The following is a 21,196-nucleotide window of genomic DNA, read 5'->3' on the forward strand; positions in this document are numbered from 1 at the left end:
TCTACAGTCCTTTCGCCGTACGGTCCGGGTGGTCGGCCGGTCGGGCCGCGGGCCGGGCGGACAGGTGGCCGGCGAGTTCGCCGGCGAGTTCGTCGGCGAGTTCGTCGGCGACGGTCAGGACGTGCCTGCCGGCCACCACGGGCAGGCAGGTGCCCGCGACCGGGCCGACGCGGGCGGCCCACCGCTGGGGTACGCCTGCCTCGCCCTGCCCCGCGCCGGCGATCGCGCCGGCGATGGCGCCGATGGTGTCGGCGTCGCGGCCCAGGCCCACGGCGAACGTCACGGACGCCTCCACCTCGCCCCCGCCCGCCAGGTAGGCGGCCAGGGCGAGCGCCACGGCCTCGGGCGCGACGTCGGTCCACGGGTAGTGCCGGACCACGACGGCCTCGTGCAGCGCCTCCACCAGCGCCGCCTCCCGACTGTCCGCATCGCTGTCCGACTCATCGGCCGAGCCGGCGCTCCTATCACGGTCCGTTTCGCGGTCCGTTTCGCGGTCCGTGACGCGGTCCGTTTCGCGGTCCGTGACGCGGTCGAGGACGGCGACCGCGCGCTCGATGGCGCGGGCCGTCCAGGAGTCCGGCGGCACCACCGACAGCGCCGCCGCCACCACCTCGCGCGGCGGCAGCCCCGCCATGGCGGCGGCCACGGCGCCCGCGACGGCCCGCCCGCCGAGGATGCCCTCGCCGGACTGGCTGACCCGGCCGTCCTCCTCCACGAGCCGCGCCGCCTCGGCCGGGTCGCCCGGGCAGAAGATCCCGTACGGCGCGGCCCGCATGGCGAGCCCGTCCGACCAGCCGTGCTGGTGGACCAGGCCGGTCATCGGCGGTTCGAGGCCGCGGCGCAGCGCCTCGACGGTCCCCAGCTCGGAGAACCCGGCCCCGCGCATGGGGCCGGTGATCCGCGGCAGGATCTCGGCCCGGTAGGCGGCGGCCACATCGGCCGAGGTGAGGCCGTGGCCGTGCCGCACCAGCAGGGAGGCGGCGAAGATGGCGTACTCGGTGTCGTCGGTGCCGCCGCGTTCGATCTCGGTGAGCCGGCCCCAGCGCCGCCGGATCTCCGACGGCGTGAGGTTCTCGGCGGGCGCCCCGAGGGCGTCGCCGGCCGCGAGGCCGAGCAGACACCCCCGGGCCCGGTCGCGATACGTCACTTCTGGTACCGCTCCAGCACCTTGTTGCCGTCCTCGACCAGCTTCTTCGCCACGGCATCAATGGTGATCTTGTTGGCGAAGTACTCCTGGAGCGCCGGCGTCGCCACCTTGCTCTTCCACTCGTCGAACCCGTTGACCTTGAGGAACGGCGCGACGACGAGGTTCTTGGCCGAGGCCGTGGCCACGTCCCAGCCGTTCTCCTTGGTCGTCATCGACGGGTCGGCGGCGGCCTTGACGGAGGTCGGCAGCAGCCAGTCGCCCTTGGCGAGCTTGGCCTGGTTGGCCGGGTTGAGGAAGAAGGAGATGAACTTCAGCGCCTCGTCCGCGTGCTTGCTGTCCTGCGAGACCGACAGGGTCTGGGAGACCGCGCCCTGGTCGGAGGTGGTGCCCTTCAGCGGCGGCAGCGTCACCCACTCGAAGCCCTTCGGCGCCTGCTCGGCGACCTGCTGGCGCAGGTACACGCCGGCGGGCAGCAGGGCGAACTTGCCGGCGTAGAAGGCGGGCAGCGGGTCGGCCGTGCCCTGGCCGAGCGCCGCCGGGTCGGCCGACTTGTCCTTGTAGAGCTGGTCGTGGATGCGCTGGAGGACCTGCTTCTCCTCCGGGCCGACCTTGACGGTGGTCTTGCCGTCGGCGGTCTGGAAGAACGTGCCGCCGAAGTTGAGCGCCAGGTTGAGGGTCTTGTTGACCGGCGACTTCATCGGCCAGGCCACGCCGAACGCGCCGCCCTTGGTCATCTTCTTGCTCGCCTCGGCGAACTCGTCCCACGTCCACGGGTTGTCGGGGGTGGGGATGCGCACGCCGGCGCCGTCGAGCAGCTTCTTGTTGGCGATGATGACCTGCGACTCCTGGAGGAACGGCACGCCGTACACGCCCTGCTTGCCCTTGCCGTCATCGAAGGTGACGGTGTCCCACGACTTCTGCGGGATGTCGCTCTTCAGCTCGGCGGGCAGCTTGTCCGACAGGTCGAGCAGGTAGCCGTCGGAGGAGAAGCCGGACAGCGCGGGCGAGTCGTTGTGGATGACGTCCGGCGCGGTGCCGCCCGCGAACTGGGTGACGAGCTGGTCGTTGACGTTGTCCCAGCTGCCCTGGACGTAGGTGACCTGGATCTTGGGGTTGGCCTTGTTCCACTCGTCGACGATCTGCTTGTTGGCGGCGACCGACTCCTTCTGCCAGGCCAGGCTGAGGAAGTTGAGCTTGACCGGCTCACTGGGCTCGGCCGCGGAGCCGCCCTTGTCGCCGCTGCCGCCGCTGCCGCAGCCGGCGGCCAGCGCGACGATCGCTGCCGCCGCCAAAGCGGACTTCATACGCATGAGAGCCTCCTACTAGCCCTTGACGGCGCCGGCCATCAGACCGGACTTCAGTCGCCGCTGGATGATTGCGAAAAAGATCAGACTCGGGATGGTCGCCATGAGCGACGCCGCGGCCAGCGGGCCGAGCCGGGCCACTCCCTCCGGACCGGTGAAGCGCACCAGCGTCAGGGGGAGCGTCATCACGTCGGGGTCCTGCAGGACCACGAGCGCGAAGAGGAACTCGTTCCACGACGAGATGAACGAGAACAGCAGCGTCGCCACCACGCCAGGGGCGAGCAGCGGCGCCACCACGCGGGCGATGGTGGTGATCCGCCCGGCGCCGTCCACGGCCGCGGCCTCCTCCAGCTCGGCCGGGACCGCGCGCACGTACCCCTGGAGCATCCACAGCGCGAACGGCAGCGTGAACGTCACGTGCACGACCACCAGGCCGGGCAGTGTGTTCACCAGCTCCAGGTCCCGCAGGATCATGAACAGCGGGATGATGATGAGGATGAACGGGAAGACCTGGCTGACCAGCACCCACCCGATGGCGATCCGGTTGACCAGGCCGCGGTAGCGGGCCATCGCGTAGGCGGCGGGCAGCGAGATCAGCACCGTGACGAGGCTGCTGGCCAGTGCCACGACCAGGCTGCGGGTGGCCGCGCCGACGAGGTCCTGCTCGCCGAACGCGTCGGCGAAGTTGGCCAGCGTCGGGTCCCGCGGGATCCACGTCGGGTCGGCCAGCGCCATCTCGCGCGGCGTCTTCAGCGCCGTGGACAGCAGCCACAGCAGCGGGAACGCGAGGAAGACGACGTAGGCGAGCAGGGCGAGGTACTGCGGGACGCGGCGCACCCCGGCGGCCGCTCCGCGGGTGGTGGTCACTTGGCCTCCCTCATCTGGCGCCACAGGTACACGCCCAGCACCGCGAGCACGACGACGGCCATCGCGAGGCCGAGCATCGAGGCGTAGCCGGCGAACCGGTACCGGAACGCCTCCTCGTAGGCGAACAGCATCGGCAGCCGCGTCTGGCCGCCCGGCCCGCCCTGGGTGAGCACGTAGACCAGGCCGAACTGGTTGATGTTCCACACGAAGTCGAGCGAGGTGATGGCCACGATGACGGGCTTGAGCTGGGGCAGCGTGATGTTCCAGAACTTGCGCCAGCGGCCCGCCCCGTCCACCTCCACGGCCTCGTACAGCTCTCTCGGGACGCTCTGCAGGCCCGCGAGCAGCACGACGGTCGTCTGCGGCATGCCGGTCCAGACGCCGACCACGATGATCGCCGGCAGGGCGAACGAGAAGTCGGCCAGCCAGTTGACGTGGGTGCCGAGCAGGCTGTTCAGGATGCCGGCGTCGGGGTGGTAGACGAGCTTCCACATGAGGCCGATGACCACCGGCGGCATCGCCCACGGCACCACCGCCAGCACCCGGGCCACTCCCCGGAACCTGAGGTCCTGGTTGAGCAGCAACGCCAGGCCCAGCGCGGCGAGGAACTGCAGACCGGTCACCGAGACCGACCAGATCATGCCGATCCGGAACGACGACCAGAAGTCCTCGGCGGTCAGCAGCTCGGTGAGGTTCTCCAGGCCGACGAAGCTCGTCTCGTGGTTGCGGGTGTTGCGCGCGTCGGTGAACGCCAGCCCGATGCCGTACAGCAGCGGGCCCACGCTGAACAGCAGGACCGGCACGAGCGCGGGCAGCATGAGCACCCACATCTCGCGGGTCTGCCGGGAGATCCCTCTGCGGCGCGCCCGCCGCCCGGGCGGCGTGGGCGGCGCGGACCTGGTCGCGGTCGCCGTCATGACGTGCCCCCTCCTTCCGTGGTCCTGGTCTCTTCGTCGATGCCGATGTCGATGCGGGTGCCGGTGCCGGTGCCGGGTCTGGAGCCGGAGCCGTCGCCGGGGCGTCGCCCCGGGTCCCGCCGCACGGCCGGCGGCTCGGGCGTCGTGGAGGCGCGCACCACCAGGCGGGGCGGAACGGTCACCACGCGCGGCTCGTGCTCGCCCTCCTGGAGCCGGTCGAGCAGCAGCTCGGCGGCGGCCCGGCCACGCTCGGCCGACCCGAGCGAGACGCTGGTGAGCGACGGCCACGAGGCGGCGGCGAGGTCCGTGTCGTCCATGCCGACCACCGCCACGTCCTCCGGCACGCTCCTGCCGGCCGCGCGCAGCACGTCCAGCGCGCCGAGCGCGATCAGGTCGTTGGCGCACAGCAGCGCGTCGACGTCGCCCACCCGGTTGAGCAGCGCCGCGACCGCGCGGGCGCCCTCCGCCCGGTAGAAGTCGCCGATCTCCACCAGATCCTCGTCGTACGGCAGGCCCAGCTCGGCCAGCGCCTCCCGGTAGGCGGCGCCGCGGGCCGCGCCCGGCACGGTGTCGGTCGGGCCGTTCACCAGGGCGATGCGGCGGCGGCCGAGCCCGTGCAGGTGGTCGACGGCCAGCCGGACGCCGGTGCGGGAGTCGGCCCGCACGTTGTCGACGGGCGTGCCCTCGGGCACCGAGCCGATGACCACGACGGGCGCGCGGGCGGCCGCCAGCATCTGCAGGTGCGCCTCGGTCACACGCAGCGGCACCATGATCATGCCGTCCACGTAGCGCTCTCCGAGGCTGTGCAGCACGTCGATCTCGTCGGCGACGACGGCGCCGGTGGAGTGGAGCACGAGGCGGTATCCGGCGGCCTTCAACACCGGCTGGATCTCGCGCAGCATGGCCAGGTACGCCGGGTTGCCGACGTCGGCCATGGCGAACGCGACCTGGTGGGTGCGCCGCGACTTGAGCGAGCGGGCGACGGCGTTGCGCACGTAGCCGAGCTCCTCGGCCGCGGCCATCACCTTGCGCACGGTCTCCTGCCGGGTGGGCAGGCCGTTCAGCACCCGCGAGACGGAGGCGATGGACACGCCCGCGCGCTCGGCGATCGTGGTGATCGTGGGTCCCTGTGCCAAGGTCGTCCTTCCCGGTTCGTAAACGTTTCCGGCATGGTTCTGTAAACGTTTACGGTGTTTCGGACATGAAACCCGGACGCAACACAAGGGTCAAGTCACGATCACATAACGCCAGGTCAACGCCATGTCTGACAAACAGGGAAGACCTTCGGCAAGGTATCGGTCATGGAATCGGCACATTCGGGTGACGGGGCGGCCGGGGCTGGGAGCGCTCCCGTGGGCCGTGGTGGGTTCACCACGGCCCCGGTGACCGGGCGCGCGTCACGGCGGGCGACCGGTGAGGCGGCGGAGCGTGCCCCTGGAAGGTCACCGGCCACGGTCGGCGGGTGGGGGCTCGCGTGCCTGCCGTAAAGGACCTCCGACGCAGGACCGGCCACGGCCCCGCGCCGGCCCTGCATGCCTTGACGGGAGGACCCGCCGCGGCGAGACGTCAGGAGCGGACGGGAGCCACCACACGCGGGTGCTCGGTGCTCAGGGCGCGGATGGCCGGGGCGCCCGTGAGGGCGACGACCGCCGCGAGGACCGCCGGGACGAACAGCGCCACCGGCAGCGAGGACGCCTCGGCGACGTACCCCAGCACGGCGGGTCCCACCAGCAGCCCGCTGTAGCCGAACGCCGTCACCAGCGACAGCGCCCGGCCGACCTGGCCGCCCGCCGCGCCCACGGCGCTGAAGATCACCGGCACCACCGTGGCCAGCCCCACCCCCGCCAGGGCCCACCCCGTCCAGGCGCACACCACCCGCAGCGCCTCGCCGACCAGCGGCGAGACGAGCACAAGGATGTACCCGCAGGTGGCGAGCAGCCCGGCGAGCTGGATCGTGCGCACGGAGCCGAGCCGGCCCCTGATGGGGTCGCCGAGCAGCCGGATGGTGGTCATGGCGACGGAGAAGATCGTGTACGCGATGGGCGCGGCGGCCGGGTCGGTGCCGAGCACCCAGCGGGCGTGGAGGGCGGCCCAGTCGATGGCGGCGCCCTCGCTCAGGTGCCCCGCGAACGCGGCCAGGCCGAGCATCGCCACCAGCCCCCACCGCCGCCCGGAGCCGGCCCGGGCCCTGGAGCCGTCACGCCGGGAACCGGCGGCCCCCTCCTCGGACCCGGACGTGGCCTCGGACCCGGACCCGGACGCCCGCGCGGGCAGGAGCAGCCGCGCGAACGGTATGTACACGAACGGCACCGCCACGGCCGCCACCACGAGCAGCGCCTGCGCGTCCAGCCCCGCCTGCAGCACCAGCGCCGTCAGCCCGCCGCCGGCGGCCCCGCCCAGGCTCCACGTCCCGTGGAACGCGGAGATGATCGGCCGCCGGTAGGCGTGCTCGACCTCGACGGAGTGGGTGTTCATGGCCACCTCCGTCACGCCCAGACCCATGCCGAACACCACGGCCAGCACGGCCAGCCACAGGAACCCGGGGGCGAGGGCGGGCCCCAGCAGCACCGCGGCCGACACCGGCCCGGAGAACCAGCAGACGGCCCGGCTGCTCCACCGGTCCACGAGCGGGCCGGCGACCAGCATGGACACCAGCGCGCCACCCGAGATCAGCAGCAGCACACTGCCGAGCCGCGCGGGGCCGAGGTCGAGCCGGTCGTTGAGGGACGGCAGGCCGGCGGCCCACAACCCCATCACGAACCCCGCCAGAAAGAAGTAACCAAAAACCGCGATACGGGCACGTCTGGCCACCGCAAGACTTATGTTCACGGCTAGAGCATAATCATGGATATGAGGACGACACAATGGCGATGACCCCGAACCCAGCCCCGCCCCCCATCCGGGCGTCGGGCCCTGACCCGAGTCTTGGCGCGGAACCCGGCACGGGGCCCATGACGAGTTCGGCCGTCGGCTCCGCGGCGAACGGCACGACAGCCGGCGGGGCGACGGGTGGGGCGACGACCGGCGGGGCGACAGGTGGGGCGACGACCGGCGGGGCGACAGGTGGGGCGACGACCGGCGGGGCGACAGGTGGGGCGACGACCAGTGGGGCGTTGCGGGCTCACAATCGGGTGCGGCTGTTGCGGGCCGTGCACGACTGCGGGGCGAGCCTGACGCGTTCCCGGCTCACCCGCGACCTCGGCCTCGCCCGCGGCACGGCGTCCGTCCTGGTCGGCGAGCTGGCCGAGGCCGGCCTGCTGCACGAGGAGCCGGCCGCCGAGCACGGGCGCGGCCGGCCGACGCAGGTGCCCGGCCCGCACCCGTACGGCCCCCTCGCCCTGGCGGTGGACGTGCGGGAGGACGCCTGGGAGCTGGCCGTGTGCGAGCTGGGCGGCCGGGCCACGGTCCTGGAGGTGCGCCCGCACGACGGGACGCCCGAGGGCGCGCTCGTCCCCCTCGGCGCGGCGCTGAGGAGCCGGCTCGACCACCTGGCCCCCCGCGTCGTCGGCACCGGCGTGGCCCTGGCGGGCCCGGTGCGCCCCGGCGGGCTCGTCGACATCGCCCACCTGCGATGGAGCTCGGTCGACGTACCCGGCCTGCTCGGGCTGCCCGAGCCGCCCGTCGTGGGCAACGACACGGCGTTCGCGGGGCTGGCCGAGGCGCGGCGGGGCGGGTTGCGCGGCGTCGCGGTGGGACTGCACCTGCACGTGGACTTCGACCTGGGCGGGGTGCTGATCGTGGACGGCCGGCCGCTGGGCGGGGCCGCCGGGATCGGCGCCGAGTTCGGGCACATGCCGCTCACCGGCGGTGACGCGCCCTGCATGTGCGGGGCCCGCGGCTGCTGGGGGCAGGAGGTGGGCACGAACGCCCTGCTGCGCCACCTCGGCCTCGCCCACGGCGGCGGCCGGGGCCGCGACCAGGCCGAGCGGCTGCTCGACGGCGCGGCGGCCGGTGACGAGAGCGCGGTGCGGGCGGTGACGTCCTGCGCCGGCGCGCTCGGCCGGGGCATCGCCGCCCTGGTGAACGCGCACGACCCTGAGGTGGTGACGTTGTCGGGGTTCGGCGTGGACCTGCACGCGCGGGCGCTGCCGGCGCTCATGGAGCGGTTCGGAGGCGGCCTGATGACGATCCGCCGCGACCGGCCGCCCCGGCTCGCGCCGTCGGCCCTCGGGTGGCGCGGCTCACTGATCGGCGCCATGGAGTCCGTCTTCGACGCCTTCCTGACGGTCGAGGCCGTGGACCGCTGGCGCCGCACCCGCTCCTGAGAGCACCCGGCCTCCGGACACACTTGACCCTTATGGGGGTGCCGTCAACGAACGTGTCACCAGCCCCGAACGCGGGAAAACCAGCCCCGAACGCGGGAATCGGACCGACACGCCGCGGAGCCGGTCGCAAGTCGGCTCTCCCGAAGAATGCCGTGAGTGCGGCGATGCCCTGGCCGGCTCTGTTCAGGCCCGCGAGCTGCGGCCGATCAGGTTCTGCGCAAGATGACCATGATGTATTCGCAGGGAGCGTTCGTTCGGTTGGCGAAGCCGTGGTCCGCGTCGGCCTGGAAGAACAGAGAGTCGCCTGTGCTCAGGGTCTCGCTGATCCCGCCGATCGCGACGGTGAGGGTGCCTTCGAGCACCACGAGCTGTTTCTCCGTACCCGGCGGATACGCGGGCAGCAGCCCGGTGGAGACCTGCGCCGGGAGGTGGTGGACGACCATCTCGGCTCCGCCCGCGCCCGGAGCCGCTGACACCATGTGCCGCTCGAAACCGGTTTCCGGGTCACGGAAAACGGGGCGATCGTTCTTGCGCATGACAATGGCCACACCAGACGCGGCAGCAGCCGGCGCACCGATCAGGTCCGAGAGCGACGCGTCGAGCGCGTGGGCGATCCTGGACGCGACGCCGATCGTCGGGCTCTTCTCACCGCGTTCGACCTTGGACAGCATCGCCCGGCTGACCGACGACTGTGTGGACAGCTGCTCCAGCGTCAGACCCGCCTCCTCGCGGCGTCGCCGCACGTTAGCGCCGAACGCGCCGGCCAGGTCATCACCGTGCTGTGGTTCGGCCGCGTTTCCGTCTTGCTCGACCACCGTGCTCCTTGATCGTTGAGTGTCTCGCTGCCCACAGTGTAGGGTTCTCCTAAAGAAGAGAGATTCTTCTATCGGAGACGTTCATCCACTACGACGGGGGCTCCATGCGTTTGATCTCAAGTGGCCAGCACCATGCCACGTTCGAATTCGGCGATCTGCAGGTGATCTCGTTGCGAGACGGGTACATCGACATGCCGCCGACCCGGCTCCGCGACGAGGACGGGCGCCCGCTCGATGAGCTGCCGGCCGCCGTCCCGCTGGCCGGCGACAACTTGCGGCTGTCGGTCAACGCCTTCTTCGTCACCGACGGCACGCGGTCGGTTCTCATCGACACCGGCGCGTCCAACGCCTGGCACGACCCCACCATGGGGTTGATCTACGACGCGCTCGACGAAGCGGGAATCGACCGCGCGCATGTCACCGATGTGGCCATCACCCACAAGCACGAAGACCACGTGAGCGGCCTGATCGCGCCGGACGGTTCAGAGGCGTTCACCGAACTCGAGCGCGTGTGGATCGGCGCGGGCGACACCTCGGTGTTCACGGGGCGGCTCGAACCGATCCGCGACCGGGTCGTACCCGTGTCGGAGAAGGTCGCGATCAACGACTGGACCACCGCGATCCCGACACCGGGCCACACACCCGGTCACACCGTCTACGACGTCAGGAGCGGCACCGGCCACCTTCTCGTCTGGGGCGACACCGTTCACGTTCCCACGCTCCAATTCGATCAGCCGAACGTGTCCTGGGAGCTCGACGGCAACCAGCCCCAGGCCCGCACCGCGCGAGCGGCCCTCCTCGAACGACTGACCCAACCACACCACTTCGTAGCCGGCGCCCACCTCGACTCACCCGGCATAGCCCGCGTAACCCCCTCCGGTGACGGCTATGCGCTGGAATACCTCGCACCACCGATCGGCTGATCGAGCCTGGCGGCTCCGGGCCGCGCCGGCCTCCTCGGACCGGATGCCGCCTGGCAAGGCGGTCGACCTCGCACGCTGCTGTCCGGCCTCGATCCCAAGAACCTCGCCCTCGCGGTGGCCGCCGCCCTGGCTATCGCCGCAAGAACGAACAGGCGTCTTGACGCATCAGGCTGTCGAACGCCCCCTCCGGCCCGCGAAAAGGGGCTGCGACACGCCCGGATGCCGGAATGTGATGCAAAACACGCACAAGGGGTGAAATCCCGCAGCACGCCGGACGCCTCACCCCGTCCTGCGACCTCGGAACGGTCCATCTCAGCAAGCCACACCCAAGGCCGTCCGCACCCGCAGGAGACCGTAGCCGGCTGGAGACGGCCGCCCCGAAGGACGCCGCCGCGCGGTGATCCCGGAATCGGGCTGCGCAGAGGCGAGCCCGGGCCGGCCGCCCGCGCTCCCTCGCCCGGGTCAGGAACGCCGACAGGGCCGCCCACCTGGGCGTTTCCCGGCGGCTGACCGGTTCTCACCACCCCGCCCCCGGGCCAGGCGGGCACAGCGGCTGCGGCACGCCATGACGGCGGGCCGGCAGGCCCGGCCGGCGGCCTCCGGCGGAGCCGTCCAGGACCTGGCCGGAGGCCGTTTCCCGGGCGCGGCGGGCGGCGTCCCGCTGCCGTCGCCCGCCCGCGGCGGCGACGCGAGGCGGGTCGCGGCGGCGTCCCCGAGGAGGGCGTGGCCCGTCCCCGGGCGGCCGCACCGGCGTGGCGCGCCCCCTGAGCGGACGCTTTCCGCACCAAGAACCGCTGGTATCCGCCATGATTAGCCACTGCACTACGGGTAACAGAACCCCGAACGTTTAACTCCCCGAGGAGACAGAGATGGCACTTCCCACTCTTACCCCCGAGCAGCGCAAGGCGGCTCTGGAGAAGGCGGCCGAGGCCCGCGCGGCGCGTACCGCCCTGCTGGCCAAGGTCAAGGCCGGCGAGATGTCGTTCTCGCAGCTGCTGGAGCGCGATGACGACATCGCCAAGAAGATCAAGGTGTCGCAGGCGCTCCGCGCGGTCAAGGGCGTCGGCCCGGCGAAGGCGACCGCGCTGATGGAGGAGGCGGGCGTCGACGAGAAGCGCCGCCTCGGCGGCCTGGGCGCCCAGCAGCGCAAGAAGCTGGTCGAGGCGCTCGGCTAGAACCCGGGTGTCCGGGTCCTGGAGACCGGGTGGCCGGGTCCGCGCGGGTGTGCCGCGCGGACCGGCCGGCCGCCCGGCCCCGGAACCCCCGGCCAGAGCCCGGAACGACCCCCAGGACCAGCCCCGGAACGACAACAGAGACCAGCCCCCGAGCGCGGGAGCCGGCCCCCGGCAGGGTCAGGAGCGCAGGTAGGTCAGGACGGCGAGGACGCGGCGATGCTGGTCGCTGTCGTCGGCGTAGAGACCGAGCTTGCTGAAGATGCTCCGGATGTGCTTCTCCACCGCCCCGTCGCTGATCACGAGCTGCCTGCCGATGGCCGGGTTGGACCTGCCCTCGGCCATGAGCCCCAGCACCTCGCGCTCGCGCGGCGTGAGCTGCGCCAGCGGGTCGTTCTTGCGCCTTCGTACCATCAGCTGCGACACCACCTGCGGATCGAACACGGTCCCGCCCCCGGCCACGCGCCGCAGGCCCTCCAGGAACTCGTCCACGTCCACGACCCGGTCCTTCAGCAGGTAGCCCACCGCGCCCCGGGCGTCGGCCAGCAGGTCGTCGGCGTACGAGACCTCCACGTACTGCGACAGGATGAGCACCGGCGCCCCCGGCACCCGCCTGCGGACCTCGACGGCGGCGCGCAGGCCCTCGTCGGTGAACGACGGCGGCATCCGCACGTCCACGACCGACACGTCCGGCCGGTGCTCGTCCACGGCCGAGACGAGGGCGTCGCCGTCGCCGACGGCCGCCACCACCTCGCAGCCGAACTCCTCCAGCAGCCTGACCAGGCCCTCCCTGATCAGAACCGCGTCATCGGCCACGACTACGCGCACGGCACCTCCGCCACGATCACTGTCGGCCCGCCGTCGGGCGAGTCGACCGTCAGCTCCCCGTCGACCGCGCGGAGCCGGTCGGCGAGCCCGGCGAGACCGTGTCCCTTGGCGACGTGTGCGCCGCCGACACCATCATCCCCGATCGTCAGCATGAGGAAGTTCCCGGTCCGGCTGAGCTGGATGGTGCAGAGGGTCGCCCGGCTGTGCTTGGCGATGTTCGTCAGGGACTCGGCGACCACGAAGTAGATCGCGTTCTCCACGGCCGCCTGGAAGCGCCCGACGATCTGCACGTCCAGCTCGACGGGCACCGTGCAGCGGCCGGCCAGGGCGGCGAGCGCGGGCGCGAGCCCGCGGTCCGACAGGATGGGCGGCGCGATGCCGCGCGACAGGGCGCGCAGCTCGTCGAGCGTCTCGCGGGTGGCGGAGATCGCGGAGGTGATCGTGGCCTGCGCCCCCTCCGGGTCCTTGGCCAGCTGCCGCTGCGCCCGGGACAGCTCCATGGCGAGCGAGACGAGGCGCTGCTGGGGGCCGTCGTGGATGTCGCGCTCCAGCTTGCGCAGGGCGTTCGCCTCGGCGGAGACGGCGGCGGCGCGGCCCTCGGCGAGGTCCTCGATGCGCTCCTGGAGCTGGGCGACGCCCGTGAGCAGCCCCCGGCCGAGCGCGGAGCGCACCAGCGCGGCGGCGCGCACCGTGACCGGCATGAGCACCAGGCCCAGCAGGCCGAGGGAGACGTAGAAGATCGAGTTGACGCCGTAGCCGTCGCCGAGGCCGAGCAGCTCGGGAAGCTCCACGTTGCCCGGGATGCGGGAGGTCACGATGCCGTAGACCGGGTAGAGCAGGCCGGCGAGCGGCACCGCCCAGAACACCACGGTCAGCACGAACGCGATGATCGCCATCGGCAGGTTCAGGATGCCGTGGAGCAGGTCGAGCCAGGACTGGCCGCTGGTCAGGGGGTTGATCAGCCGGCGGAACCGGCCGGCGCCCTCGGGGGCAGGGCGGTAGCGGGGGCGTACGGGCGGTTGGCCGAGGACGTCGGACAGCCAGCCGCGCTCGGCGTCGGCGAAGCCCCTCGCGACCATGAGGGTGCCGGCCAGGAGCGGCACGCCGACCCACACGACCGCGGTGCCGACTCCGGCGGCGAACCCGGCGACCAGGATCGCGAAGCCGATGACGGTCGTGGGGAAGCCCACGAGCGTGTAGCGCGTGTCGAGCAGGACACGCCTCATGAGGGAGAGCATGGCGCAACGCTATGCCGGAGTCGTCGCGGTTTCGACCCGGTACGCAGGCATGCCGCGGTAGGGCAGGCCCTACCCCGGCGGGTGGTGTGGTCTCGACCCGGACTCGGTGGCCCACGGCAATGTGCCGGCGTGGCCCGGCCGGGAGCCTGGGTTCTCATCTCCTTCCCCGATGAACCCCGACGACCCCGCATGAATCGAGGCCCCCCGTGACCGTGCTCCTCGACCGCCCGGCGACGCCCGGAGGCGGTGTCGCGGCCGGCCCGCCGCGCGTCGCCAGGGACCCGTTCATCGACGTGCTGCGCGTCGCGGGCATCGCGCTGGTGGTGTTCCAGCACTGGACGATCCCGGTGCTCGCCTTCGACGGGGCCACTCTGACGACCGGCAACGCGCTGGAGACGCCCGGGGTGTGGGTGGTCACGTGGCTCAGCCAGGTGATGCCGCTGGTGTTCTTCGCCGGCGGAGCCGCCAACGCGATCAGCTTCCGCCGTGCCCGGCACGACGGGCCGCGCTGGCTGGCCACGCGGCTGCGGCGGCTCGCCTGGCCGCTGCTGCCGCTGGCCGCCGTGTGGATCCCGCTCCCCCACGCGCTGGCGGCACTCGGCGTCCCGGCCCAGCCGCTGGAGACGGGCACGCGGCTGACCGGCCAGCTCCTGTGGTTCCTCGCCGTGTATCTGATCGCGGTGACGGCCACGCCGCTGATGGCTCGCCTGCACGACCGGTACGGCGGGCGGGTCCCCGTGGCGCTGGCCGCCGGTGCGGTGCTGACGGACGTGGCCCGCTTCTCCACGGGCGTGGACGCGCTGGGCTATCTCAACATCGTGTGCGTCTGGCTGGCGGTCCACCAGCTCGGTCTCCTGTACGCGGAGGGGCGGATCACCCGGCCGGGCGTCATGGCGGCGGGCGGGTTCGGGACCGCGGCGCTGCTGGTGTGGGCCGGACCGTACCCGGGCAGCATGATCGGCCTGCCCGGCGCCGAGATGTCGAACATGGCGCCCCCGACGCTGGCGATGCTGGCCGTGGCGTTCGGGCAGGTGGGGCTGGCCCTGCTGCTGCGCGAGCGGATCCTGCGGCTGCCGCTGGGCGGGCTGCTCAGGTGGGCGGGGCCGCGGGTCATGACGGTGTACCTGTGGCACATGCCGGCGCTGTTCGCGGTCACCGGCGTCGCCGTGGTGGCGCTGGGGCTGGACACGCCGGCGCCGGGCAGCGCGGGATGGTTCGCCGGGTGGCCGCTGTGGTTCGGCGCGCTGTGCCTGGTGATGTGGCCGCTGCTGAAGGTGTTCGCCCGGTTCGAGGAGCCGCCCGCGCTGCCGTACCGGCCGGGCGGGTGGCCGGGGGTGCTGGTCGCGGCGGCGCTGGTCGGCGCCGGTCTGCTGACGCTCACGGTGGCGGGGTTCGCGCCGGGGGCCGCGCCGGTGCCGGCGGTGGCGGCGGTCGTCGGCGGGCTGGTGCTGACGACGCGGCGCCCGCTCGCGCGCTCCACCGCGCGGCTGCGGTGAGCCGGCGGAAACACGCCTGTCATGCGCGGGTCGCCACAATGGCGTGACATGACGACACTACGACCGCTGTCCGAGGCCGACCTGCCGGCCGTCGCCGGCATCTACGCCCACTACGTCGACCGGACCGTGGCCACCTTCGACGAGACGCCCCCCGGCGTCGAGGACTGGCGGGGCAAGGCGGCCGCCATCACGGGGGCCGGGCTGCCGTTCCTGGTGACGGAGGAGGACGGCGAGGTGACGGGGTTCGCCTACGCCGGCCCGTTCCGTCCCAAGCCCGCCTACCGGCACACGGTCGAGGACACCATCTACCTGGCGCCCGGGGCGACGGGACGCGGGCTGGGGCGGCTGCTGCTGGGCGAGCTGATCGAGCGGGCCGCCCGCGCGCGGGCGCGGCAGATGGTGGCGGTGATCGCCGACAGCGGCGACCCGGCCTCGCTGCGGCTGCACACGTCGTTCGGCTTCGAGCAGGCGGGGCGGCTGAGGAGCGTCGGCTTCAAGCACGACCGCTGGATCGACACGATCCTCCTCCAGCTCACCCTGTGAACTGAACCGGTTCGAAGCACCAACTTCCCCGCGCACGCCACAACGGACGGCGCGCATCGGACAGGCGGTTCGGAGCACCGGGGTTTCCACCCCACTCCCCCCGCACGCCACAACGGACGGCGCGCATCGGACAGGCGGTTCGGAGCACCGGGGTTTCCACCCCACTCCCCCCGCACGCCACAACGGACGGCGCGTATCGGGCAGGCGGTTCGGAGCACCGGGGTTTCTTCGGCAGGATAGGGACCGTGAGCCTTCTCATCGACCGCCTTCCCGAAGAGATCGACGCCGACCCCGACGCGATCTTCGACGCCTTCGTCTCCTGGAACTCCGAACGGGGGCTCACGCTCTATCCCGCCCAGGAGGAGGCGCTCATCGAGGTCGTCTCCGGCAGCAACCTGATCCTGGCGACCCCCACGGGCTCCGGCAAGAGCCTGGTCGCGGCCGGCGCGCACTTCGCGGCGCTGACGCGCGACATCCGCACGTTCTACACCGCGCCGATCAAGGCGCTGGTGTCGGAGAAGTTCTTCGACCTGTGCGCCGTCTTCGGCACCGAGAACGTCGGCATGATGACCGGCGACGCCAGCGTCAACCCCGGCGCCCCCATCATCTGCTGCACCGCCGAGATCCTCGCCAACGTCGCGCTGCGCGACGGGGCGGCGGCCGACATCGGCCAGGTCGTCATGGACGAGTTCCACTTCTACGCCGAGCCCGACCGCGGCTGGGCCTGGCAGGTGCCGCTGCTGGAGCTGCCGCACGTGCAGTTCGTGCTGATGTCGGCCACGCTGGGCGACGTCTCGATGTTCGAGCGCGACCTGACCCGGCGCACCGGCCGGCCGACCTCCGTGGTCAAGCACGCCGAGCGGCCGGTCCCGCTGGTCTACTCGTACCGGATGACGCCGCTGCACGAGACGCTGGAGGAGATGCTCTCGACCGGGCAGGCCCCCGTGTACGTCGTGCACTTCACGCAGGCCGCCGCGATGGAGCGGGCGCAGGCGCTGATGTCGATCAACATGGCGACGAAGGCCGAGAAAGAGGCCATCGCCGCGATGATCGGCGGTTTCCGGTTCACCACGCGCTTCGGCCGGGCGCTGTCGCGGCTCGTGCGCCACGGCATCGGCGTGCACCACGCCGGGATGCTGCCCAAGTACCGCCGCCTGGTCGAGCGGCTGGCCCAGGCGGGCCTGCTGAAGGTCATCTGCGGCACCGACACGCTCGGCGTGGGCGTCAACGTGCCGATCCGCACCGTGCTGTTCACGGCGCTGTCCAAGTACGACGGCAACAAGGTGCGCCGCCTGCGGGCCCGCGAGTTCCACCAGATCGCCGGCCGGGCCGGCCGGGCCGGGTTCGACACGATCGGCTACGTGGCCTGCCAGGCGCCCGAGCACGACGTCGAGAACGCCAAGGCCCTGGCCAAGATCGGCGACGACCCGAAGCGGCGGCGCGGCTACGCCCGCAAGAAGCCGCCGGAGGGGTTCGTCGGCTGGAGCGAGGAGACGTTCGAGAAGCTGCAGACGGCCGAGCCGGAGCCGCTGGCCTCGCGCTTCAAGGTGAGCAACGCGATGCTGCTGGCCGTCATCAACCGGCCCGGCGACTGCTTCCAGGCGATGAAGCACCTGCTGACCGACAACCACGAGGACCGCAAGTGGCAGCGGCGGCACATCAGCCAGGCCATCGCCATCTACCGGTCGCTGCTCGCGGGCGGCATCGTCGAGCAGCTCGGTGAGCCCGACGAGCAGGGCCGGCGGGCCCGGCTGACGATCGACCTGCAGGAGGACTTCGCGCTCAACCAGGCGCTGTCCACCTTCGCGCTGGCCGCCTTCGACCTGCTCGACCAGGAGGCGCCCGGCTACGCCCTCGACATGGTCTCCATCGTCGAGTCCATCCTGGACGACCCGCGCCAGATCCTGTCCGCCCAGCTCAAGAAGGCCAGGGGCGAGGCGGTCGCGCAGATGAAGGCCGACGGCATGGAGTACGAGGAGCGCATGGAGGCGCTCGCCGAGGTCATGTACCCGATGCCGCTGGAGGATCTGCTGCTCGGGGCGTACGAGACGTACCGGCGGGGCCACCCGTGGGTGGGCGACTACACGGTCAGCCCCAAGTCGGTGGTGCGCGACATGTACGAGCGGGCGATGACGTTCGGCGAGTACATCCAGTTCTACGAGCTGGCCCGCTCGGAGGGCACGGTGCTGCGCTACCTGGCCGACGCCTACCGGACGCTGTCGCGCACCGTTCCCGAGCACCTGAAGACCGAGGACCTGGTGGACCTCATCGAATGGCTGGGCGAGCTGGTCAGGCAGGTCGACTCGTCACTGATCGACGAGTGGGAGAAGCTGGCCAACCCCGCCGAGGCGCTGGAGGCGCACCAGCAGCTGGAGACCAGGGTGCGGCCGGTCACGGCCAACACGCGGGCGTTCCGGGTGCTGGTGCGCAACGCGATGTTCCGGCTGGTGGAGCTGTGCGCGCTGGAGAAGGAAGCGGAGCTGGAGGAGCTGGCTCCGGACGTCGACTGGGGCGCGGCGCTGGACGCCTACTACGACGAGCACGAGGAGATTTTCACCGACGCCGACGCGCGCGGGCCGGCGCTGCTGCGCATCGAGGAGGAGAGCGGGCTGTGGAAGGTCCGCCAGACGGTCAAGGACCCGGCGGGCGACGGCGACTGGGGCATCGACGCGCAGGTCGACCTGGCGGCCTCCGACGAGGAGGGCCGGGCGGTGCTGCACGTCATCGGCCTCAACCGGCTCTGATCCCGTGCTGGGAGCGCTTGGAGCCCGGCGGCCCCCGGGCCGACGCCGGGCTCGACGTCCCCCGCTCCGGTCACACCTGGTGATCGCAGTCGATCACGGGGACGCGCGGCGGGAGAGATAGCCGTGTGCCGGAACGGACTGGCAACGGCGTTCCGGCACACGCCTGTTCCTCAATCCTCGCGGGGAAAGGTTCTTGATGGGGTCATGGCAATGTCTCAAGATCGGGACATTTCGCACCTCGCGATGCGGCAGATCTTGAGGAGCATCCGCTGGGCGTCCTTGGCCTGCTCCCGGTAGTCCGCCTTGGCGGGCCTGCCCCACTCCCCCGCCCGCGTGTAGAGCAGGAGGGCGTTGGCGCGGCGGGCCACCACGGCGCGCTCGCCGCCGATGGCCGGCTTGCCGCCCTGGTAGCTCTGGCCGGAGACGGTCACGGCCTCGTCGCCGAGGGTCAGCGGCGCGACGGCGTACCGGTAGCCGGCGGTGCGGCAGCCCGCGGCGGCGGCGCGCAGGTCCTTCATGGCCTTGCGGGCCGCGGCCTCGGAGGCGTAGAGGACGACCTGCTCGGACTTGGAGTAGTCGGGGACGGCCGTGTAGACCACGGTCTTGGCGGCCACCCGCCCGGCCTGGCCCAGCTTGGGGCGCTCGCACGGGTCCACCACCAGCGGGGCGGTCTTCCTGGCGCTCACGCTCCAGCTCGTCTCCGGGTCGTCGTCCTTGACCGCGGCGGCCTTCTCGGACAGCAGGAACCCGTTCGGGATGGACACGGCGGCGGCTAACACGAGACTGATCAGCATGGTTCAAAATAGTACGAATGAGTGACGAGGACATCAGAAGGGTTCTGGGCCTGCTGTCGCAGGAGGACACGCTGCGCGCGTTCGCCTCCCTGGTGCTCGGCGTGGGCGGCGAGCAGCCGCCGAAGGCGCTCGACCGGCTGGCCGGCGGCGGCTTGGCCGCGCGCGGCGCGGACGGGACGTGGCGGGCCGCCCCCGAGCGGTTCCGCGAGCTGCTGCGGGAGCGCGCCGAGCCGGCCGCCGCGCTCAGCGAGGAGGAGCGTCTGCTGCGGACGTTCCTGGTGGACGGCCGGCTGCGCACGATGCCGATGAAGCGCGAGAAGCGGCTGGTGGTGCTGCGCTACATCGCGCGGCTGTTCGAGCCGGGCGTGCGTTACGCGGAGAAGGACGTGAACGTGACGCTGCGCGCCTTCCACGACGACTACGCGGCGCTGCGCCGCTACCTGGTGGACGAGGACCTGCTGTCGCGGGAGGGCAACGTCTACTGGCGCAGCGGCGGCCCGGTCGACGTCTAGGGCTCGCGGATGTTGCGGGTCAAGGCGTCGATCTTCGCCTCCCAGGCGGCGTCGTCCTCCGGCCGGCCGGGCACCCCGGGCAGGGTCTGCCAGGGCAGCGGCCCGCCCTCGCGCCGGTACTCCACGCCGATCGCGTCCAGCCTGGGCAGGTGCGCGGCCAGCCGTTCGCGGAAGTCCGGCAGGTCCCGCCCGGCCGGGCTCCACACGGTCTCGGCGAAGGCGGCCAGCCGGGGGAAGGCCATGTAGTCCACGCGCCTGGCCGAGTCGATGAGCTCGGTCCAGACCGCGCACTGCGCGCCGAGCACCCGCGCCTCGGCGGGATCGCCGCGCAGCGCGGCCGGCACCGGCTCGAAGGCGTGGACGTCCTCCAGCGTCAGCACCGTCCCGAACGGCGCCGGCTCGTCCGGCCCGGGACCCTGCCGGTAGTCCAGGTAGACGGAGGTGTTGGGGCAGGTGACCACGTCGTGGCCGCGCCGCGCCGCGGCGACCGCGCCGTGGTCGCCCCGCCACGAGGCGACCACCGCGCCCGGGGGCAGGCCGCCCTCCAGGATCTCGTCCCAGCCGAGCAGCCGCCGCCCCCGCGAGGCCAGGTGGTCGGCGAAGCGGCGGATGAGCCAGCTCTGCAGCTCGTCCTCGTCGCGCAGCCCCAGCTCGGCGATGCGGCGGCGGGCGGCGGGGCTGGCCCGCCACTGGTCCTTGCGGCACTCGTCGCCGCCCACGCTCACGTACGGCCCGGGGAACAGCTCCAGCACCTCGTCGAGGACGTGCTGGAAGAACGCGATGGTGGATTCCTCGACGTTGAGCACGTTGACGCCGACGCCCCAGGTGGTGCGCACCTCCAGCGGGGTGGCGAGGTTTCCCAGCTCGGGGTGGGCGGCGATGGCGGCCTGGGTGTGGCCGGGCAGGTCGATCTCGGGCACGACCGTGATGTGCCGGGCGGCGGCGTAGGCGACGATCTCGCGCAGGTCGTCCTGGGTGTAGTAGCCGCCGTGCGGCCGGCCGTCCATGGGGCCGTCCCAGCCGACCTGGCTCTCCCTGCGCCAGGCGCCGACCTCGGTGAGCCGCGGGTAGCGCCGGATCTCCACGCGCCAGCCCTGGTCGTCGGTGAGGTGCAGGTGCAGGACGTTCAGCTTGTGCAGCGCCATCAGGTCGACGAAGCGCAGCACGTCGTGCTTGGGCAGGAAGTGGCGGGCCACGTCCAGCACGCAGCCGCGCCAGGCGAAGCGCGGCGCGTCCTCGACGTACGCGGCCCGCACCTCCAGCGGCGGCGCCCCGGAGCCTGCCGCCCTGCGGTGGGCGCGGGGCGGCAGGAGCTGCCGGAGCGTCTGCGCGCCGTAGAACGCCCCGGCGGGGCCGCCCGCCTCGATCCGCGCGCCGCCGGTGTCCACGGTCAGCCGGTACGCCTCGGGCGGCAGGTCCGCCAGGACGAGGCTGATCGTCCCCGACGGCCCGTCTCCGGCGGCCGGTCCGCCCGGCAGGAGCTCGCCTCCGGTCACCGGGCCGAGCTCCGCGCGCAGCCAGGAGGCCACCTCGCCGAGCGCGGGGTCGGCGGCGAGCGCGGTGTCGCGGTCCAGGAGCCAGCGGCCCAGGCGGGGCTCGTACCGGACGGGCTTGGGAACGATCATGTGCTC

General features: G+C 72.5%; 18 protein-coding genes. 7 read left to right on the forward strand and 11 right to left on the reverse strand.

Annotated features, from left to right (window positions below; genetic code table 11):
- Position 1 precedes the first annotated feature (1 nt).
- From ACIBG4_RS17485 to ACIBG4_RS17510, 6 genes are all read right to left on the reverse strand, one after another.
- On the reverse strand, positions 2–1,147 hold the full coding sequence (locus ACIBG4_RS17485) for an ADP-ribosylglycohydrolase family protein (protein ID WP_397202625.1): 1,146 nt from the start codon (positions 1,145–1,147) through the stop codon (positions 2–4).
- Positions 1,144–2,457 carry an ABC transporter substrate-binding protein gene (locus ACIBG4_RS17490; protein ID WP_397202626.1) on the reverse strand — a complete coding sequence of 438 codons (1,314 nt, stop codon included), beginning with the start codon at positions 2,455–2,457 and terminating at the stop codon, positions 1,144–1,146. The genes ACIBG4_RS17485 and ACIBG4_RS17490 overlap by 4 nt, the downstream gene beginning before the upstream one ends.
- A gap of 12 nt (positions 2,458–2,469) precedes the next feature.
- Positions 2,470–3,318 (reverse strand): carbohydrate ABC transporter permease, encoded by an 849-nt coding sequence (locus ACIBG4_RS17495; protein ID WP_310711019.1) that lies wholly within the window; start codon positions 3,316–3,318, stop codon positions 2,470–2,472.
- A complete protein-coding gene (locus ACIBG4_RS17500; RefSeq protein ID WP_310711020.1) occupies positions 3,315–4,235 on the reverse strand; it encodes a sugar ABC transporter permease in 921 nt (306 codons plus the stop codon). Before ACIBG4_RS17500 ends, ACIBG4_RS17495 begins: the two co-directional genes overlap by 4 nt.
- Complete coding sequence (locus tag ACIBG4_RS17505; protein WP_397202627.1) at positions 4,232–5,371, reverse strand: LacI family DNA-binding transcriptional regulator; 1,140 nt, start codon at positions 5,369–5,371, stop codon at positions 4,232–4,234. The genes ACIBG4_RS17500 and ACIBG4_RS17505 overlap by 4 nt, the downstream gene beginning before the upstream one ends.
- A gap of 430 nt (positions 5,372–5,801) precedes the next feature.
- Positions 5,802–7,064 carry an MFS transporter gene (locus tag ACIBG4_RS17510; protein WP_397202628.1) on the reverse strand — a complete coding sequence of 421 codons (1,263 nt, stop codon included), beginning with the start codon at positions 7,062–7,064 and terminating at the stop codon, positions 5,802–5,804.
- A gap of 122 nt (positions 7,065–7,186) precedes the next feature.
- Here ACIBG4_RS17510 and ACIBG4_RS17515 point away from each other — a divergent pair, with 122 nt between their 5' ends.
- Entirely contained in the window at positions 7,187–8,500 is a 1,314-nt protein-coding gene (locus tag ACIBG4_RS17515) for an ROK family protein (protein ID WP_397202629.1), read from the forward strand.
- Between the two features lie 206 nt (positions 8,501–8,706).
- Here the strand turns inward: ACIBG4_RS17515 and ACIBG4_RS17520 are convergent, their stop codons facing one another.
- Positions 8,707–9,315, reverse strand: coding sequence for a helix-turn-helix domain-containing protein (locus ACIBG4_RS17520; protein WP_397202630.1), 609 nt, complete (start codon positions 9,313–9,315; stop codon positions 8,707–8,709).
- A gap of 104 nt (positions 9,316–9,419) precedes the next feature.
- Here ACIBG4_RS17520 and ACIBG4_RS17525 point away from each other — a divergent pair, with 104 nt between their 5' ends.
- Together ACIBG4_RS17525 and mihF are read left to right on the forward strand one after the other, a co-directional pair.
- The gene (locus tag ACIBG4_RS17525; RefSeq protein ID WP_397202631.1) at positions 9,420–10,238 is read left to right on the forward strand and encodes an MBL fold metallo-hydrolase; all 819 of its coding nucleotides are present in this window, start codon (positions 9,420–9,422) and stop codon (positions 10,236–10,238) included.
- A gap of 869 nt (positions 10,239–11,107) precedes the next feature.
- Positions 11,108–11,413 carry an integration host factor, actinobacterial type gene (gene mihF / locus ACIBG4_RS17530; RefSeq protein ID WP_310711026.1) on the forward strand — a complete coding sequence of 102 codons (306 nt, stop codon included), beginning with the start codon at positions 11,108–11,110 and terminating at the stop codon, positions 11,411–11,413.
- A gap of 177 nt (positions 11,414–11,590) precedes the next feature.
- Here the strand turns inward: mihF and ACIBG4_RS17535 are convergent, their stop codons facing one another.
- Positions 11,591–12,238, reverse strand: a complete 648-nt coding sequence (locus ACIBG4_RS17535) for a response regulator (protein WP_397202632.1) — start codon at positions 12,236–12,238, stop codon at positions 11,591–11,593.
- Complete coding sequence (locus ACIBG4_RS17540) at positions 12,229–13,464, reverse strand: sensor domain-containing protein (protein WP_355452041.1); 1,236 nt, start codon at positions 13,462–13,464, stop codon at positions 12,229–12,231. The genes ACIBG4_RS17535 and ACIBG4_RS17540 overlap by 10 nt, the downstream gene beginning before the upstream one ends.
- A 218-nt stretch (positions 13,465–13,682) precedes the next feature.
- On the opposite strand from ACIBG4_RS17540, the gene ACIBG4_RS17545 reads away from it, so the two are divergent.
- From ACIBG4_RS17545 to ACIBG4_RS17555, 3 genes are all read left to right on the forward strand, one after another.
- Positions 13,683–14,972, forward strand: coding sequence for an acyltransferase (locus tag ACIBG4_RS17545; protein WP_397202633.1), 1,290 nt, complete (start codon positions 13,683–13,685; stop codon positions 14,970–14,972).
- Between the two features lie 48 nt (positions 14,973–15,020).
- Positions 15,021–15,515 (forward strand): GNAT family N-acetyltransferase, encoded by a 495-nt coding sequence (locus ACIBG4_RS17550; RefSeq protein ID WP_397202634.1) that lies wholly within the window; start codon positions 15,021–15,023, stop codon positions 15,513–15,515.
- A 236-nt stretch (positions 15,516–15,751) separates the two neighbouring features.
- Positions 15,752–18,259 (forward strand): DEAD/DEAH box helicase, encoded by a 2,508-nt coding sequence (locus ACIBG4_RS17555; protein ID WP_397202795.1) that lies wholly within the window; start codon positions 15,752–15,754, stop codon positions 18,257–18,259.
- Positions 18,260–18,474: 215 nt separating this feature from the next.
- Here ACIBG4_RS17555 and ACIBG4_RS17560 read toward each other — a convergent pair whose 3' ends face one another.
- The gene (locus ACIBG4_RS17560; protein ID WP_397202635.1) at positions 18,475–19,053 is read right to left on the reverse strand and encodes a hypothetical protein; all 579 of its coding nucleotides are present in this window, start codon (positions 19,051–19,053) and stop codon (positions 18,475–18,477) included.
- Between the two features lie 17 nt (positions 19,054–19,070).
- Between ACIBG4_RS17560 and ACIBG4_RS17565 the strand changes: the two genes are divergently transcribed.
- Entirely contained in the window at positions 19,071–19,565 is a 495-nt protein-coding gene (locus tag ACIBG4_RS17565; RefSeq protein ID WP_397202636.1) for a DUF2087 domain-containing protein, read from the forward strand.
- On the opposite strand, the gene ACIBG4_RS17570 is transcribed toward ACIBG4_RS17565, so the two are convergent.
- On the reverse strand, positions 19,562–21,190 hold the full coding sequence (locus tag ACIBG4_RS17570; protein WP_397202637.1) for a beta-N-acetylhexosaminidase: 1,629 nt from the start codon (positions 21,188–21,190) through the stop codon (positions 19,562–19,564). The two genes, ACIBG4_RS17565 and ACIBG4_RS17570, sit on opposite strands and share 4 nt — an antisense overlap.
- Between the last annotated feature and the right edge of the window lie 6 nt (positions 21,191–21,196).

The sequence above is a fragment of the Nonomuraea sp. NPDC050383 genome, assembly GCF_044459125.1.
Taxonomy (GTDB): Bacteria; Actinomycetota; Actinomycetes; order Streptosporangiales; family Streptosporangiaceae; genus Nonomuraea.

Excerpts from the sequence above, each read along its gene's own strand:
- ACIBG4_RS17490 (WP_397202626.1), bottom strand. The coding sequence starts at position 2,457 with ATGCGTATGAAGTCCGCTTTGGCGGCGGCAGCGATCGTCGCGCTGGCC.
- ACIBG4_RS17500 (WP_310711020.1), bottom strand. The coding sequence starts at position 4,235 with ATGACGGCGACCGCGACCAGGTCCGCGCCGCCCACGCCGCCCGGGCGG.
- ACIBG4_RS17515 (WP_397202629.1), top strand. The coding sequence starts at position 7,187 with ATGACGAGTTCGGCCGTCGGCTCCGCGGCGAACGGCACGACAGCCGGC.
- ACIBG4_RS17525 (WP_397202631.1), top strand. The coding sequence starts at position 9,420 with ATGCGTTTGATCTCAAGTGGCCAGCACCATGCCACGTTCGAATTCGGC.
- mihF (WP_310711026.1), top strand. The coding sequence starts at position 11,108 with ATGGCACTTCCCACTCTTACCCCCGAGCAGCGCAAGGCGGCTCTGGAG.
- ACIBG4_RS17540 (WP_355452041.1), bottom strand. The coding sequence starts at position 13,464 with ATGAGGCGTGTCCTGCTCGACACGCGCTACACGCTCGTGGGCTTCCCC.
- ACIBG4_RS17550 (WP_397202634.1), top strand. The coding sequence starts at position 15,021 with ATGACGACACTACGACCGCTGTCCGAGGCCGACCTGCCGGCCGTCGCC.
- ACIBG4_RS17560 (WP_397202635.1), bottom strand. The coding sequence starts at position 19,053 with ATGCTGATCAGTCTCGTGTTAGCCGCCGCCGTGTCCATCCCGAACGGG.
- ACIBG4_RS17565 (WP_397202636.1), top strand. The coding sequence starts at position 19,071 with ATGAGTGACGAGGACATCAGAAGGGTTCTGGGCCTGCTGTCGCAGGAG.
- ACIBG4_RS17570 (WP_397202637.1), bottom strand. The coding sequence starts at position 21,190 with ATGATCGTTCCCAAGCCCGTCCGGTACGAGCCCCGCCTGGGCCGCTGG.